At 72.0% G+C, this 14,995-nt stretch carries 15 protein-coding genes; 9 read left to right on the top strand and 6 right to left on the bottom strand.

All coding sequences use genetic code 11. The annotated features are described in order from the left end of the window. The coding region (locus tag ACIBN2_RS38990) for a biotin/lipoyl-containing protein (protein WP_399141845.1) at positions 1–477 on the top strand (477 nt) is incomplete at its 5' end. A gap of 213 nt (positions 478–690) precedes the next feature. On the opposite strand, the gene ACIBN2_RS38995 is transcribed toward ACIBN2_RS38990, so the two are convergent. Then, positions 691–1,680: a response regulator transcription factor gene (locus tag ACIBN2_RS38995; RefSeq protein WP_399141847.1), complete on the bottom strand. Its 990-nt coding sequence runs from the start codon at positions 1,678–1,680 to the stop codon at positions 691–693. Positions 1,681–1,881: 201 nt separating this feature from the next. Between ACIBN2_RS38995 and ACIBN2_RS39000 the strand changes: the two genes are divergently transcribed. Next, positions 1,882–2,430 carry a TetR/AcrR family transcriptional regulator gene (locus ACIBN2_RS39000; RefSeq protein WP_399142154.1) on the top strand — a complete coding sequence of 183 codons (549 nt, stop codon included), beginning with the start codon at positions 1,882–1,884 and terminating at the stop codon, positions 2,428–2,430. 125 nt (positions 2,431–2,555) lie between these two features. On the opposite strand, the gene ACIBN2_RS39005 is transcribed toward ACIBN2_RS39000, so the two are convergent. Together ACIBN2_RS39005 and ACIBN2_RS39010 are read right to left on the bottom strand one after the other, a co-directional pair. After that, positions 2,556–3,503 carry a DeoR/GlpR family DNA-binding transcription regulator gene (locus ACIBN2_RS39005; protein ID WP_399141849.1) on the bottom strand — a complete coding sequence of 316 codons (948 nt, stop codon included), beginning with the start codon at positions 3,501–3,503 and terminating at the stop codon, positions 2,556–2,558. A 177-nt stretch (positions 3,504–3,680) separates the two neighbouring features. Then, positions 3,681–5,129, bottom strand: a complete 1,449-nt coding sequence (locus ACIBN2_RS39010; RefSeq protein WP_399141851.1) for an NAD(P)H-quinone dehydrogenase — start codon at positions 5,127–5,129, stop codon at positions 3,681–3,683. A gap of 131 nt (positions 5,130–5,260) precedes the next feature. Between ACIBN2_RS39010 and ACIBN2_RS39015 the strand changes: the two genes are divergently transcribed. From ACIBN2_RS39015 to ACIBN2_RS39025, 3 genes are all read left to right on the top strand, one after another. Then, positions 5,261–5,698, top strand: a complete 438-nt coding sequence (locus tag ACIBN2_RS39015; protein WP_399141853.1) for a gamma-glutamylcyclotransferase — start codon at positions 5,261–5,263, stop codon at positions 5,696–5,698. A gap of 167 nt (positions 5,699–5,865) precedes the next feature. Further along, entirely contained in the window at positions 5,866–6,690 is an 825-nt protein-coding gene (locus ACIBN2_RS39020) for a purine-nucleoside phosphorylase (protein ID WP_399141855.1), read from the top strand. A gap of 89 nt (positions 6,691–6,779) precedes the next feature. Next, positions 6,780–8,414: a phospho-sugar mutase gene (locus ACIBN2_RS39025; RefSeq protein ID WP_399141857.1), complete on the top strand. Its 1,635-nt coding sequence runs from the start codon at positions 6,780–6,782 to the stop codon at positions 8,412–8,414. An 82-nt stretch (positions 8,415–8,496) separates the two neighbouring features. Here ACIBN2_RS39025 and ACIBN2_RS39030 read toward each other — a convergent pair whose 3' ends face one another. Next, the gene (locus tag ACIBN2_RS39030; RefSeq protein WP_399141858.1) at positions 8,497–9,201 is read right to left on the bottom strand and encodes a PH domain-containing protein; all 705 of its coding nucleotides are present in this window, start codon (positions 9,199–9,201) and stop codon (positions 8,497–8,499) included. A gap of 123 nt (positions 9,202–9,324) precedes the next feature. On the opposite strand from ACIBN2_RS39030, the gene deoC reads away from it, so the two are divergent. From deoC to ACIBN2_RS39045, 3 genes are read left to right on the top strand one after another with little or no spacing between them, the layout of a single operon-like run. Continuing rightward, entirely contained in the window at positions 9,325–10,287 is a 963-nt protein-coding gene (gene deoC / locus ACIBN2_RS39035) for a deoxyribose-phosphate aldolase (RefSeq protein WP_399141859.1), read from the top strand. A gap of 5 nt (positions 10,288–10,292) precedes the next feature. Next, positions 10,293–11,750, top strand: coding sequence for an aldehyde dehydrogenase family protein (locus ACIBN2_RS39040; protein WP_399141861.1), 1,458 nt, complete (start codon positions 10,293–10,295; stop codon positions 11,748–11,750). Further along, positions 11,751–12,656 carry an aldehyde dehydrogenase family protein gene (locus tag ACIBN2_RS39045; protein ID WP_399141863.1) on the top strand — a complete coding sequence of 302 codons (906 nt, stop codon included), beginning with the start codon at positions 11,751–11,753 and terminating at the stop codon, positions 12,654–12,656. Positions 12,657–12,745: 89 nt separating this feature from the next. Here the strand turns inward: ACIBN2_RS39045 and ACIBN2_RS39050 are convergent, their stop codons facing one another. Then, a complete protein-coding gene (locus ACIBN2_RS39050; RefSeq protein ID WP_399141865.1) occupies positions 12,746–13,066 on the bottom strand; it encodes a hypothetical protein in 321 nt (106 codons plus the stop codon). 127 nt (positions 13,067–13,193) lie between these two features. Between ACIBN2_RS39050 and ACIBN2_RS39055 the strand changes: the two genes are divergently transcribed. Beyond that, positions 13,194–13,829, top strand: coding sequence for a uridine kinase (locus tag ACIBN2_RS39055; protein WP_399141867.1), 636 nt, complete (start codon positions 13,194–13,196; stop codon positions 13,827–13,829). A 210-nt stretch (positions 13,830–14,039) separates the two neighbouring features. Here the strand turns inward: ACIBN2_RS39055 and ACIBN2_RS39060 are convergent, their stop codons facing one another. Beyond that, positions 14,040–14,780, bottom strand: coding sequence for a SigE family RNA polymerase sigma factor (locus ACIBN2_RS39060; protein WP_399141868.1), 741 nt, complete (start codon positions 14,778–14,780; stop codon positions 14,040–14,042). Positions 14,781–14,995 lie beyond the last annotated feature (215 nt).

Here is a 14,995-nt window from a genome sequence, read left to right on the forward strand (position 1 = left end):
ACCGGCAGCACCGAGCCGTTCACCATCCACACCCGCTGGATCGAGACCGAGTTCGTCAACGAGATCAAGCCCTTCGCCGCCCCCGCCGACGCGGACACGGACGAGGAGCCGGGCCGCGAGACGGTCGTCGTCGAGGTCGGCGGCAAGCGCCTGGAGGTCTCCCTGCCGTCCTCGCTGGGCATGTCCCTGGCCCGCACCGGCCTGGCGGCCGGCGCCCGCCCCAAACGGCGCGCGGCCAAGAAGTCCGGCCCCCTCGCCTCCGGCGACACCCTCGCCTCCCCGATGCAGGGCACCATCGTCAAGGTCGCCGTCGAGGAGGGCCAGGAGGTCAACGAGGGCGACCTCGTCGTCGTCCTGGAGGCCATGAAGATGGAACAGCCCCTCAACGCGCACAAGTCCGGCACCATCAAGGGCCTGTCCGCCGAGATCGGCGCCTCCCTCACCTCCGGCGCCGCCATCTGCGAGATCAAGGACTGACGACCGGAACGTTCACGAGGCGCCCGGCGGACTGGAGCAACAGGTCCGCCGGGCGCCTCGTTTTTCTCCCCCGTCCCCCGAGGCATCGGTCTCGACCGGCGCGCCGCACCCGGCAGGTGCCGTCCTCGCGCGGAGCGCCTCAGATCAGTGAAGCGGTGGGACGTGTCCGGCGACCACCCGTCAATTCTGACGGGTCGCGACGTATCGCATTCGTCAGTCGCCGATCAGCCCGAGATCCCGCCCCCGGCGCAACAGCGCCGCCGTGTGCCCCGCCTCCAACTTGCGGTGCAGGGAGGCGATGTAGCCCCTTACGGTGGTCGGCGAAAGACCCATGTGCCGGGCCGTCTCGGTCGCCGTACGCCCCTCGTGGAGATGGAGCAGCGTGCGGTGCTCCTGCTCGGTGACCCCGTGCCTGCGGGCCGTCGCGCGGGCGCGGGCGAGGTCGCGCAGGAGAAGCAGGGCGGAGAGCCCGGGTCCGGCCGGGGGCACGTACCGCACCTCGATGTGCCGGGCGACGAACGACTCGGGCCGTCCCAGCCGCGGATCGTCCCCCACCACGGCCAGCAGGCCGGCGGCGACGGCGTTGAGAGCCTGCGGGCGCCCGTTCCCGTCGAGGGCGGCGACCCCGCGCTCGTGCCCGCCGGCCAGCTCCAGGGCCACGGCGGCCAGCGCGCGCAACTGCTCGCGCTCGCGCACCGCCCGTTCCGCGAGGCCGAGCCGGAGCTGGGCGAAGCCGAACAGGTCGCGGTCGTGCTCGGTGAAGTCCTCCCCCGAGCGGGCCAGCGCGTACCCCTCGACCGTGGCCGCGTCCGAGCCGGCCGATGCCACCAGGTGACGGCGCAGCCCGAAGGGACGGAAGTCCAGGTTGTAGCAGTGGGTGCGCCGCCACTCCCGGTCCCCGGCGACGTCACTCACCCGCCAGGCGTCCGGGGCCGGCGTCTCCAGCATCGCGTCGGTCAGCGGGTGGTCGAGGGGATGGTCGTAGATGACCATCGGGTCCTCGTGGAAGGACTCGTGCGGCAGCGAGAGGGCGGACACCGCCGATCCGTCGGCCGAGAACCGGTAGCACTGGGCCGCGTCGGCGCCGATCAGTCCGAGCAGCCCGGGCAGCGCCCGCTCCTGCAACTCCCGGACGGAGTCGGACTCCTCCAGATCCTCCACGAGCGTCAGCACGTGACGCGCGTCCGCACCGCTGATGTCCATCCCGATCTCCCGGCGCTGCTCCCGCCTGAGAAGACGGTACGGCCTGTGCACGGTCCTTCAAGCCCGCTCGCGCATCCTCGATGGCATTCTTGAGGCAGAAGGGGGCGCACGCGAGGACGAACGGGAGGCATGGTGGACACGACGTCGGCGCAGACCGCGGCGCACGGCGGTGCCACGGTGACACCCGCGACGCCGCGCGCCATGCGGGCCGACGCCCGCCGCAACCACGAACGGCTGCTCGCCGAGGCCCGCTCCGCCTTCGCCGCCCACGGCACGGACGCGTCCCTGGAGGACGTGGCCCGCCGCGCGGGCGTCGGCATCGGCACGCTCTACCGTCACTTCCCCAACCGGCACGCCCTGTTGAGCGCCGTCTTCGAGGACGCGGTCGGCGACCTGCTCGCCCGCTCCCGCGAACTGCTCGGCGCCCCCGAGCCCTGCACGGCACTGGTGACCTGGCTCCGCGAGACGGTCACGCACGCGAGCGAGTACCGCGGTCTGGCCCGGGCCCTGCTGTCGGTCTCCGCCGACACCACGTCGGCCCTCTCCCGATGCAGCGACCCGATCCGCGAGGCGGGCAGCGCCCTGCTGCTCCGCGCCCAGGAAGCGGGAAGGATCCGCCCCGGCGTCACCATCGGCGATCTCCTCCAACTGACCCACGCCATCGCACTGGCGGCAGAGGAATCCCCGGCGGACCCGGACCTCGCGGACCGCCTGCTGACGCTCACCCTGCAGGGCTTGAGAGCCGTCTAGCAGCAACGCCCCAAGGGGCGCGGGGCTGTGTTCAATATGCGGCTCCGCCGCGCGGGCGCGACAAGCCACGACGGACCCGCACTCGCCCACGAACACGAGCCCCCACGGCGCCGAGGCGCAAACCCCTAGCGCCGCCGCATATCCGCGACCCGCGCCCGCTGCTCCGCCCCCGCCGACGTCTCACCGAGCACCGTCGCCGTCCTGAGCCCGGACGGCCCGCGCCGAGGTCCCGGCAGGGCCACGTCCCGGCGCGGCTGGCGCGGGGGGACCGAATCACCGCCCGAGTTCCCGGACGCCCCGGCCACCGCGATCTGCACCCCTTGATCGGCAAGGGCCTGCAGCTCGGTCGCCGCCCGGTCGTCGTGCGCCGGCGGCTCGTCCGTCACCAGCCGGGTGATCACGTCCGTGGGCACGGTCTGGAACATGGTGTCCGTACCGAGCTTGGTGTGATCGGCGAGGACGACGACCTCCGCCGCCGCCTGCACCAGCGCCCGGTCGACGGACGCCGAGAGCATGTTGGACGTGGACAGCCCGCGCTCGGCGGTGAGCCCGCTCCCGGAGAGGAAGGCCCGCGAGACCCGAAGTCCCTGCAGGGACTGCTCGGCTCCGCTGCCCACGAGCGCGTAGTTGGAACCGCGCAGCGTGCCGCCGGTCATCACGACCTCCACGCGGTTGGCATGGGCCAACGCCTGGGCGACCAGCAGGGAGTTGGTGACGACGGTCAGCCCGGGCACCCGGGCGAGCCGGCGGGCCAGCTCCTGGGTGGTGGTGCCCGCCCCGACCACGATGGCCTCGCCTTCTTCCACGAAGTTGGCGGCGAGGTCCGCGATGGCGGTCTTCTCGGCGGTCGCGAGATGTGATTTCTGCGGAAAGCCGGACTCCCGCGTGAACCCGCCCGGCAGTACCGCACCGCCGTGCCGGCGGTCGAGGAGTCCTTCTGCCTCCAGTGCGCGCACGTCCCGCCGTACGGTCACTTCGGAGGTCTGGACGACGCGGGCGAGCTCACGGAGCGATACGGCCCCGTTCGCTCGCACCATTTCGAGGATCAATTGGCGACGTTCTGCAGCGAACACGAAACTGACAGTAACCCCAACGACCGTCTGGTTTCAGCAGTTTGCGCCGAATAACAGAAGTTGTTCGCACAGAAGGCCGGGAAGTGGTATGGGGCCTACCCGCCCCGCCTATGCCGCACGCATGCTCGACAACTCCCTGTGACCAGCGGGGAGTCGGATCCGGCCGCTGGACAGAGCCTAGACGTCCCCGCTCGTCTTGCGCGTGTGGAGCTGGCGGGCGACCTCCGCGATCGACCCCGAAAGGGACGGATACACGGTGAACGCGTTCGCGATCTGTTCGACCGTCAGATTGTTGTCGACGGCGATCGAGATCGGGTGGATCAGTTCCGAGGCGCGCGGCGAGACGACGACACCGCCGACCACGATCCCCGTGCCCGGGCGGCAGAACAGCTTCACGAACCCGTCGCGGATGCCCTGCATCTTGGCGCGCGGGTTGCGCAGCAGGGGCAGCTTGACGACGCGGGCGTCGATCTTGCCGCCGTCGACGTCCGCCTGCGTGTAGCCGACGGTCGCGATCTCGGGGTCGGTGAAGACGTTGGACGAGACCGTCTTCAGGTTCAGCGGGGCCACCGCGTCGCCGAGGAAGTGGTACATGGCGATACGTCCCTGCATGGCGGCGACGGACGCGAGCGCGAAGACGCCGGTCACGTCGCCGGCCGCGTAGACGCCCGGGGCGGTGGTGCGCGAGACCTTGTCGGTCCAGATGTGCCCGGAGTCGCGCAGCCTGACGCCGGCCTCCTCCAGGCCCATGCCCTGGCTGTTCGGGATGGCGCCGACCGCCATCAGGCAGTGCGTGCCGGTGATGACCCGGCCGTCGGACAGGGTGACCTCGACCCGGTCGCCGACCCGCTTGGCGGCGGCGGCACGGGAGCGCGCCATGACGTTCATGCCGCGGCGGCGGAAGACGTCCTCCAGGACGGCGGCGGCGTCCGGGTCCTCGCCGGGCAGCACGCGGTCGCGGGAGGAGACGAGGGTCACCTTCGAGCCGAGGGCCTGGTAGGCGCCGGCGAACTCGGCGCCGGTGACACCGGAGCCGACCACGATGAGCTCCTCGGGGAGCTCGGTCAGGTCGTACACCTGCGTCCAGTTGAGGATGCGCTCGCCGTCGGGCTGGGCGTCGGGCACCTCGCGCGGGTGGCCGCCGGTGGCGATCAGGACGGCGTCGGCGGTGAGGGTCTCCTCGCTGCCGTCCGCGGCCGCGACCACGACCTTGCGGGAGCCGTCGAGGGCCTGCATGCCCTCGAGGCGGCCGCGGCCGCGCATGACCCGGGCGCCCGCACGCGTGACCGAGGCGGTGATGTCGTGCGACTGGGCGAGGGCGAGCCGCTTCACACGGCGGTTCACCTTGCCGAGGTCCACGCCCACGACCCGCGCAGCCTGCTCCAGCGGCGGGGTGTCGTCGGCGACGATGATGCCGAGCTCTTCGTACGACGAGTCGAAGGTGGTCATCACCTCGGCCGTGGCGATAAGGGTCTTCGACGGCACGCAGTCGGTCAGCACCGACGCTCCGCCCAGACCGTCGCAGTCGACGACGGTCACCTCCGCGCCGAGCTGGGCGGCCACCAGGGCCGCCTCGTATCCGCCGGGTCCGCCACCGATGATCACGATCCGAGTCACGTACCCCATTGTCCCGCACTCCTCAAGGTGCTTCTGCCCGGGGGCCCGGGCCCCCGGGTTCCGCCGGCGCGGGGCAATGGGTTGGCAAGGGGCCTCCGGTACCGGCGGGGCGGGTGTGTCCGCTGCCGTACTCTCGACGCATGTCGCTCTACGCCGCGTACGCCGGAAACCTCGATGCGCGGCTGATGTCCCGTCGCGCCCCCCACTCGCCGCTGCGCGCCACCGGCTGGCTGAACGGCTGGCGGCTGACCTTCGGGGGCGAGCACATGGGCTGGGAGGGCGCGCTGGCGACGATCGTCGAAGACCCCTTCTGCCAGGTCTTCGTCGCGCTGTACGACATCGCGCCGCCCGACGAGGAGGCCATGGACCGCTGGGAGGGCGTCGGGCTCGGCATCTACCGCCGGATGCGGACCCGGGTGCACACGCTGGACGGCGAGGAGCCCGCCTGGACGTACGTCCTCGACGGCTACGAGGGCGGTCTGCCGGCGGCGCGCTATCTGGGCGAGATCGCCGACGCGGCGGAGTCCGCGGGGGCTCCGCACGACTACGTGATGGAGTTGCGGAAACGCCCCTGCTGATCCCGGCCCGCCGCCGCGGCCGGGCACAGCCTGCGCACAGCCACGTCACATGAGCCGCAGAGGCCCCGCTGCGTCACGGCTTTCGTTGGAAACGACAAGACAACGATCGCCATCCCGTGAGCTCCGTCATCTACGCGCGTAGGCCCAGACCGGCTACTCTCGTGCGCGTGAACGCATCTCTTCTTCCGGACGACATCCAGGGCGACCCGCACGCCGCCGCCGACGCCGCCGCCTCGCGCCTGCGCGAACTGACCGGCGCCGAGACCCACGACGTCGCCCTCGTGATGGGCTCCGGCTGGGCGCCGGCCGTGGACGCCCTCGGCGCACCCGACGCCGAGTTCCAGGTCACCGAGCTGCCCGGGTTCCCGCCCCCGGCGGTGGAGGGACATGGCGGCAAGATCCGCTCCTACCGGTTCGGCGGCAAGCGCGCGCTGGTCTTCCTGGGCCGGACGCACTACTACGAGGGCCGCGGCGTCGCCGCCGTCGCGCACGGCGTCCGCACCGCGGTCGCCGCCGGCTGCAAGACCGTGGTCCTGACCAACGGCTGCGGCGGCCTGCGGGAGGGCATGCGCCCCGGCCAGCCGGTGCTGATCAGCGACCACATCAACCTGACGGCGACCTCCCCGATCGTCGGTGCCAACTTCGTCGATCTGACCGACCTGTACTCCCCGCGCCTGCGCGCCCTGTGCAAGGAGATCGACTCCACGCTGGAGGAGGGCGTCTACGCCCAGTTCCCCGGCCCGCACTACGAGACGCCGGCCGAGATCCGCATGGCCCGGGTGATCGGCGCGGACCTGGTGGGCATGTCGACGGTGCTGGAGGCCATCGCCGCGCGCGAGGCGGGTGCGGAGGTGCTGGGTATCTCCCTGGTGACCAACCTCGCCGCCGGGATGACCGGCGAGCCGCTGAACCACGAGGAGGTCCTGCAGGCGGGCCGCGACTCGGCGACGCGGATGGGTTCCCTGCTGGCTCAGGTACTCGGCCGGCTGTAGGCAACGCACCAGGAGGCTCCGCCCCCTGGACCCCCGCTCCTCAAACGCCGGAGCGCTGGTTTTGACGATCACGAGAGGCTGACCCCGACGTGCACGACGACCTGCTAGCCCGCGCCCACGCATGGCTCGCCGAGGACCCCGACGCGGAGACCCGCGACGAGCTCGCCAAGCTCATCGAGGCCGGGGACGTCACGGAGCTCGCCGAACGGTTCGGCGGCACGCTCCAGTTCGGCACCGCGGGTCTGCGCGGTGAGCTCGGCGCCGGCCCCCAGCGTATGAACCGCGCGGTCGTCATCCGGGCGGCCGCCGGTCTCGCCGCGTACCTGAAGAAGATCGGCCAGGGCGGCGGCCTCGTCGTCATCGGCTACGACGCCCGCCACAAGTCCGCCGACTTCGCCCGCGACACCGCGGCGGTCATGACGGGCGCGGGTCTCGGGGCCGCCGTGCTCCCCCGCCCGCTGCCGACCCCGGTCCTGGCCTTCGCCATACGGCACCTCGGCGCGGTCGCCGGTGTCGAGGTCACCGCCAGCCACAACCCGCCCCGCGACAACGGCTACAAGGTCTACCTCGGCGACGGCTCGCAGATCGTGCCGCCCGCCGACGCGGAGATCGCCGCCGAGATCGACGCGATCGCCGCCCTGGCCGACGTGCCGCGCCCGGAGACCGGCTGGGAGACCCTCGGCGACGGCGTCCTCGGCGCCTACCTCTCCCGTACGGACGCCGTCCTGGCGCCCGGCTCCCCGCGCACCGCCCGCACCGTCTACACGGCGATGCACGGCGTCGGCAAGGACACCCTCCTGGCCGCCTTCGCCCGGGCCGGCTTCCCCGAGCCGGTCCTCGTCGCCGAACAGGCCGAGCCGGACCCGGACTTCCCCACGGTCGCCTTCCCCAACCCGGAGGAGCCGGGCGCCATGGACCTCGCGTTCGCCAGGGCCCGCGAGACCGACCCGGATCTGATCGTCGCCAACGATCCCGACGCCGACCGCTGCGCCGTGGCCGTCAAGGGCGCCGGCGGCGACTGGCGCATGCTGCGCGGTGACGAGGTCGGCGCCCTGCTCGCCGCGCACCTCGTCCGGCGTGGCGCCCGGGGCACCTTCGCCGAGTCGATCGTCTCGTCCTCCCTGCTGGGCCGCATCGCCGAGAAGGCGGGCCTGCCGTACGAGGAGACCCTCACCGGCTTCAAGTGGATCGCCCGCGTCGAGGGCCTGCGCTACGGCTACGAGGAGGCCCTCGGCTACTGCGTCGACCCCGACGGCGTACGCGACAAGGACGGCATCACCGCCGCCCTGCTCATCACCGAACTGGCCTCCGAACTCAAGGAGCAGGGCCGTACGCTGCCCGACCTGCTCGACGACCTCGCGGTGGAGCACGGTCTGCACGCCACCGACCAGCTCTCGGTCCGCGTCGAGGACCTCTCGGTCATCGCCGACGCGATGCGCCGCCTGCGCGAGCAGCCGCCGACCGAGCTCGCGGGCCTGGCCATCACCCGGGCCGAGGACCTCACGCAGGGCACGGAGACGCTCCCGCCCACCGACGGCCTGCGCTACACGCTCGACGGCGCCCGCGTCGTCGTCCGCCCCAGCGGCACGGAACCCAAGCTGAAGTGCTACCTGGAGGTCGTGGTCCCGGTCTCCACGCACGCCGGCCTTCCGGCCGCCCACGCCGCCGCGACCGACCGCCTCACGGCGATCAAGCGCGACCTGTCGGCCGCCGCCGGGATCTGAGGCATGCGGCCGGCGGCCGCCGGCCCGGCATGCGGAACGGGGTGCCCGTACCGGGCGCCCCGTTCGGCGTCCCGTGCGGCGCTCAGCCCGTCGCCACCAGGATCGCCAGCAGCACCGCACCGGCCACCACCGGTGCCGCGATCTCGTAGGCCCAGCGGACCCTCACCTCGCCCTGCGCCGCCTCCGACTCCCCCTTGGTCTCCAGGAGCTCGCGCAGGTCGTCCATGACCTTGTCGGACTCCGCGCGTGCGGGTCCGTCGGAGACGTCGGCGGCGCCGCGGGAGAGGCCGCCGAGTCCGAAGCCGCCGCCCATGCCGCGGCGGCCGCCCTGGCCGCTCGCCTCGGCGGCGCGCTGCGCGTTCGCCCTGGAGTCCCGCGCGGCCGCCTTCTTCCGGGCCCGCAGCGAGACGGGGACGGCCCACAGCTGGTACTTGCCGCCGGACTTCGCGACGACCTCGTTGGAGTAGCCGGACCGCAGCGAGACGACCTGGCCCCAGGGCATCGTGATGATGCGGAAGGGATTGCGGATGCGCAGCCGCTCCTCGTTGGCGAACACGGCGGGTCGCAGTGTGAAGGCCGCGACCAGCGGGACGAGGAAGATCATCGCGGCGAGTGCCAGCCAGGGGGTGCGGTCGCGCCCGGAGACGATCGCGTCGATGCCGAGCCAGGCCACGATGGCCAGCAGCAGGACGCCTCCGGCGATGCCCATGGGGGAACGGTAGGCGCGGTCCCGCTGCCCCGGGGTGGGGGGCTGGGACGCAGGTGACTCGTGGTCGGGGGTCGTCATGCCTGCGATTGTGCCGTAGGCGGGGCGTGCGGGCGCCGTGGGGCCGGGCGTCCCTTCCGTACAGCGATCCGTCTTCTCGGGCTGTACAGCCGCTACGCGCGTAGATATGCTCGTCTGGTGACCATGCCCACCAATGCACCGTCCGCAGCCCACGCACTGACGGACATCACCACGTCCGACCGCACGCTGCGCCGCTTCCTGCACGGGCTGCCCGGCGTCGACGCGGTCGGCCTGGAGGCGCGCGCCGCCTCGCTCGGCACCCGTTCCATCAAGACCACCGCGAAGGCGTACGCCATCGACCTGGCCATCTCGATGGTCGACCTGACGACGCTGGAAGGCGCGGACACCCCGGGCAAGGTCCGGGCGCTCGGCGCCAAGGCGGTCCGGCCCGACCCGACGGACCGCACGGCTCCGTCGACCGCGGCCGTCTGCGTCTACCCCGACATGGTGCCCGTCGCCAAGGAGGCCGTGGCCGGCTCGACCGTCAAGGTCGCCTCCGTCGCCACCGCCTTCCCCGCGGGCCGCGCCCCGCTCTCCGTGAAGCTGGCGGACGTGCGCGAGGCCGTCGCCGCGGGCGCCGACGAGATCGACATGGTCATCGACCGCGGGGCGTTCCTCGCGGGCCACTACATCAAGGTGTACGACGAGATCGCCGCCGTGAAGGAGACCTGCGGGACCTCGGCCCGCCTGAAGGTCATCTTCGAGACGGGCGAGCTGTCGACGTACGACAACATCCGGCGCGCGAGCTGGCTCGGCATGCTGGCGGGCGCCGACTTCATCAAGACGTCCACCGGCAAGGTGGCGGTGAACGCGACGCCTGCGAACACCCTGCTGATGCTGGAGGCGGTGCGCGACTTCCGCGCCCAGACCGGGATCCAGGTCGGGGTGAAGCCGGCCGGCGGCATCCGTACGTCCAAGGACGCGATCAAGTTCCTGGTACTGGTCAACGAGACCGCCGGCGAGGACTGGCTGGACAACCACTGGTTCCGCTTCGGCGCCTCCTCGCTCCTGAACGACCTGCTGATGCAGCGTCAGAAGCTGGCCACCGGCCGCTACTCCGGCCCCGACTACGTGACGGTGGACTGATCACCATGGCACCCGCATTCGAATACGCCCCGGCGCCCGAGTCCCGCTCGATCGTCGACATCGCCCCGTCCTACGGCCTGTTCATCGACGGCGAGTTCACCGAGGCCGCCGACGGCAAGGTCTTCAAGACCGTCTCGCCGTCGACCGAGGAGGTCCTCTCCGAGATCGCCCAGGCCGGCGAGGCGGACGTGGACCGCGCGGTGAAGGCCGCCCGCAAGGCCTTCGAGAAGTGGTCGGCGCTGCCCGGTTCCGAGCGCGCCAAGTACCTGTTCCGCATCGCCCGGATCATCCAGGAGCGCAGCCGTGAGCTGGCCGTCCTGGAGACGCTGGACAACGGCAAGCCGATCAGGGAGACGCGCGACGCGGACCTGCCGCTGGTCGCCGCGCACTTCTTCTACTACGCGGGCTGGGCCGACAAGCTCGGCCACGCGGGCTTCGGCGCGGACCCGCGGCCGCTCGGCGTCGCGGGGCAGGTCATCCCCTGGAACTTCCCGCTGCTGATGCTGGCATGGAAGATCGCCCCCGCGCTGGCCACGGGCAACACGGTCGTCCTGAAGCCCGCCGAGACCACCCCGCTCTCCGCCCTCTTCTTCGCGGACATCTGCCGCCAGGCCGGTCTGCCCAAGGGCGTCGTCAACATCCTTCCGGGATACGGCGACGCGGGCGCCGCGGTCGTCGCGCACCCGGACGTGAACAAGGTCGCCTTCACCGGCTCCACCGCCGTCGGCAAGGAGATCGCGCGGACGGTCGCGGGCACCCGCAAGAAGCTCACCCTCGAACTGGGCGGCAAGGGCGCCAACATCGTCTTCGACGACGCCCCGATCGACCAGGCGGTGGAGGGGATCGTCACCGGCATCTTCTTCAACCAGGGCCAGGTCTGCTGCGCGGGCAGCCGGCTGCTGGTCCAGGAGTCGATCCAGGACGAGCTCCTCGACTCCCTCAAGCGCCGCCTGTCGACGCTCCGGCTCGGCGACCCGCTGGACAAGAACACGGACATCGGCGCGATCAACTCCGCCGAGCAGCTCTCCCGTATCACCACGCTCGTCGAGCGGGGCGAGGCGGAGGGCGCCGAGCGCTGGTCCCCGGCCTGTGAACTGCCGTCCTCCGGCTACTGGTTCGCCCCGACGCTGTTCACGAACGTCACCCAGGCGCACACGGTCGCCCGCGACGAGATCTTCGGGCCGGTGCTGTCGGTGCTGACCTTCCGCACCCCCGACGAGGCCGTCGCCAAGGCCAACAACACCCCGTACGGCCTGTCGGCGGGCATCTGGACGGAGAAGGGCTCGCGCATCCTCGCGGTCGCGAACAAGCTCCGGGCGGGCGTCGTCTGGTCCAACACGTTCAACAAGTTCGACCCGACCTCGCCGTTCGGCGGGTACAAGGAGTCGGGCTTCGGCCGCGAGGGCGGCCGCCATGGCCTGGAGGCGTACCTCGCCCCGTCGAGCCCGGAGGGCGAGCGATAAATGAGTGCAGTCGAGCGACTTTCTGTCTTCAAGACCTACAAGCTGTACGTGGGCGGGAAGTTCCCGCGTTCCGAGAGCGGCCGGGTGTACGAGGTGACCGACAAGAAGGGCAACTGGCTGGCGAACGTGCCCCTTTCGTCCCGCAAGGACGCCCGTGACGCGGTGGTCGCCGCGCGCAAGGCGGTCGGGGCGTGGTCGGGTGCGACGGCGTACAACCGCGGCCAGATCCTCTACCGCGTCGCGGAGATGCTCGAGGGCCGGCGGGAGCAGTTCGTCCGCGAGGTCGCCGAGTCGGAGGGGCTGTCCAAGTCGAAGGCGGCCGCCCTCGTGGACGCCGCGATCGACCGCTGGGTCTGGTACGCGGGCTGGACCGACAAGATCGCCCAGGTCGTGGGCGGCGGCAACCCGGTCGCGGGCCCGTTCTTCAACCTCTCCTCGCCGGAGCCGACGGGCGTGGTCGTGGTCCTCGCGCCCCAGGAGTCGTCCTTCCTGGGCCTGGTCTCGGTGATCGCCCCGGTGATCGCGACCGGCAACACGGCGATCGTGATCGCGAGCGAGAAGTCCCCGCTGCCCGCCCTGTCGCTGGGCGAGGTGCTGGCCACCTCGGACCTCCCCGGCGGCGTGGTCAACGTCCTGTCCGGCCGTACGGCGGAGATCGCCGCCCCGCTGGCCGCGCACCAGGACGTCAACGCGATCGACCTCACGGGCGCCGGCGCCGACGACGTACTGGCGAAGGAGCTGGAGATCGCGGCGGCGGACAACCTCAAGCGGGTTCTTCGTCCACAGCCTGTGGACGAAGTCGACTGGTCGGCGGAGCCGGGCACCGACCGCATGACGGCGTTCCTGGAGACGAAGACCGTCTGGCACCCGACGGGCGCGCTGGGCGCGTCCGGCTCGTCGTACTGAGCCCCCTGCCGCAAGACCGAGAGCCGCGCCCTCCCTCCGTCCGGGGAAGACGCGGCTCTCCTGCGTGCGCCGCTGCGGCGCGGCCGCCGTCAGGACAGGCCGCTCGCGCCGCCGCCCAGCAGTCCCGCGACTCCTTCCAGCGCCGGGACGGCGCCGATCGGGCCGGTCTGGGTGACGGGGCCGGTCAGCTGGGAGAGCGGGATGTCGACGCCGTTGCCGTGCGGGTCGCCTGCCGCGCCCCTGAGGATCGTGACGTCGCCCCCGATGCCCTTCACCGGACCGGCCTGCGCCGCGGCGGCGGAGTCCGCGGACGCCGTCGCCGCGCCCGCGCCGAGGGCCGCCGTCGCGGCCGCCAGGGCGATCAGGGCGCGCGTGGCGGTGGAGTTGAGGGGGGACGAGTGTCGTGCCATGGCTGAGGCCACCTTCGGATGCGTCGAGTAATCGGGTCGACACGAAGGGTAGTTGAGGTGTGATCCGTGCTCAAAAGCCGACCCGCGGGGTCGGCAGGGCGTACGGCATACGTCAAACTGGTGTCCCGTGAGCATCCATCCCTCCTCGCCCGCCCGCGTCGTGCTGCTCTGCGGTCCCTCGGGCTCGGGCAAGTCCCTCGTCGCCGCCCGCTCCGGCCTCCCCGTGCTGCGTCTCGACGACTTCTACAAGGAGGGAGCGGACCCGACGCTGCCCCTGGTGGCGGGCAGCGGCGACATCGACTGGGACCACCCGGACTCCTGGGACGCGGACGCCGCCGTCGCCGCGATCGCGGACCTGTGCCGCACGGGCCGTACGAACGTCCCCGTCTACGACCTCTCCCTGTCCGCCCGCACCGGCGAGGAGACCGTCGACGTCGGACGGACGCCGGTGTTCATCGCGGAGGGCATCTTCGCGGCCGAGATCGTCGAGCGCTGCCGGGAGTCGGGGCTGCTGACCGACGCGCTGTGCCTGAACCGCGGCGCGGTGCGCACGTTCCGCCGGCGCTTCCTGCGCGACCTCAAGGAGGGCCGCAAGTCGGTCCCGTTCCTGGTCCGCCGCGGCTGGCGGCTGATGCGCGAGGAGCGCTCGATCATCGCCCGGCAGACCGCCCTCGGCGCACACGCCTGCGACCGGGACGAGGCCCTCGGCCGACTGGCCGCCGCCGCGGTGGGCCGGCGTCCGGCGGCGGCGCCCACGAGCTGAACGCCGGCGCCCGGGCGCCGGCGGGCACACATACGAAAAGCGGGACTGGACGGACCCCCCGGCCTTCCAGTCCCGCTCTCCCCCGTTCCCCCGTGGCGCTCCCCCCGGGTTACCGGTCGCCAGTGACCCCCGTTTCCCCCGTGGGTCCCCGGCGACCGTTCCCCCGTCCTTCCCCCGTGCTCCCCCCGTTACCTGCTTCCCCCCGGACCCTCAGGCGACGAGCTCCCCGAAGGCGTCCTCCTCGTCACGGCCGAAGCTGAGGACCTCGTCCTCACGCAGCCGGCGCAGGGAGCGCCAGATGCTCGACTTCACCGTGCCGACACTGATGTCGAGGATCTCCGCGATCTCCGGGTCGGTGCGGCCCTCGTAGTAGCGCAGGACCAGCATCGTGCGCTGGAGTTCGGGCAGCCGGGCGAGCGCCTGCCACAGGACGGCGCGCAGTTCGGTGCCGCGCATCGCGTCCGTGTCGCCGGGCGTCTCCGGCAGTTCCTCGGTCGGGTACTCGTTCAGCTTGCGGCGGCGCCACGCGCTGATGTGAAGATTCGTCATGGTGCGGCGGAGGTAGCCCCCGACCGCAGCCTTGTCGCTGATCCGGTCCCATGCCTTGTACGTCGAGAACAGCGCGCTCTGCAGCAGGTCCTCGGCCTCGAAGCGGTCACCGGTCAGGTGGTACGCGGTTGCGTACAGGGAGGCGCGGCGCTCCTGGACGTAGGCGGTGAACTCCGCCTCCGACAGCGAGCGACGTTCCCCCGTGTCCTCCCTGTACGCGCTTCCCCCGTGGTTCTCCCCCGTGCTGTCAACCACCGACATGTACCCGGTGTGCTGACGCCCGGTGCCGCGAGCGCACCCCCGCCCGCTCACGGCACCGGACTTCTCTGAACCCCGGCCCCCGTTCACGTCGTGCAGGCGCGTGATCACTGCGCTGATGCTGGTGCCGTGCAGCGTATTCATCTCGCGCCCCCCGTCGTGGACTTCCGGTGTTCGGTCTTCTCAGGCGGTGCTTCCTTGCCTGTGCCGAGAAGCTTGCCGGGGCACCTTCATCGCCGTGTCAGCCGACTGTCACAGACCTGTCACAGGGGTCCCTGGTACTAGGGGCACAGCACGGTCACAGAGAGGAGCTGTACATGCACGTACTCGTACAGGAGTCGAAACCGCGGCCTGCCATG

Source organism: Streptomyces sp. NPDC050534, assembly GCF_044457745.1.
Classification (GTDB): Bacteria; Actinomycetota; Actinomycetes; order Streptomycetales; family Streptomycetaceae; genus Streptomyces.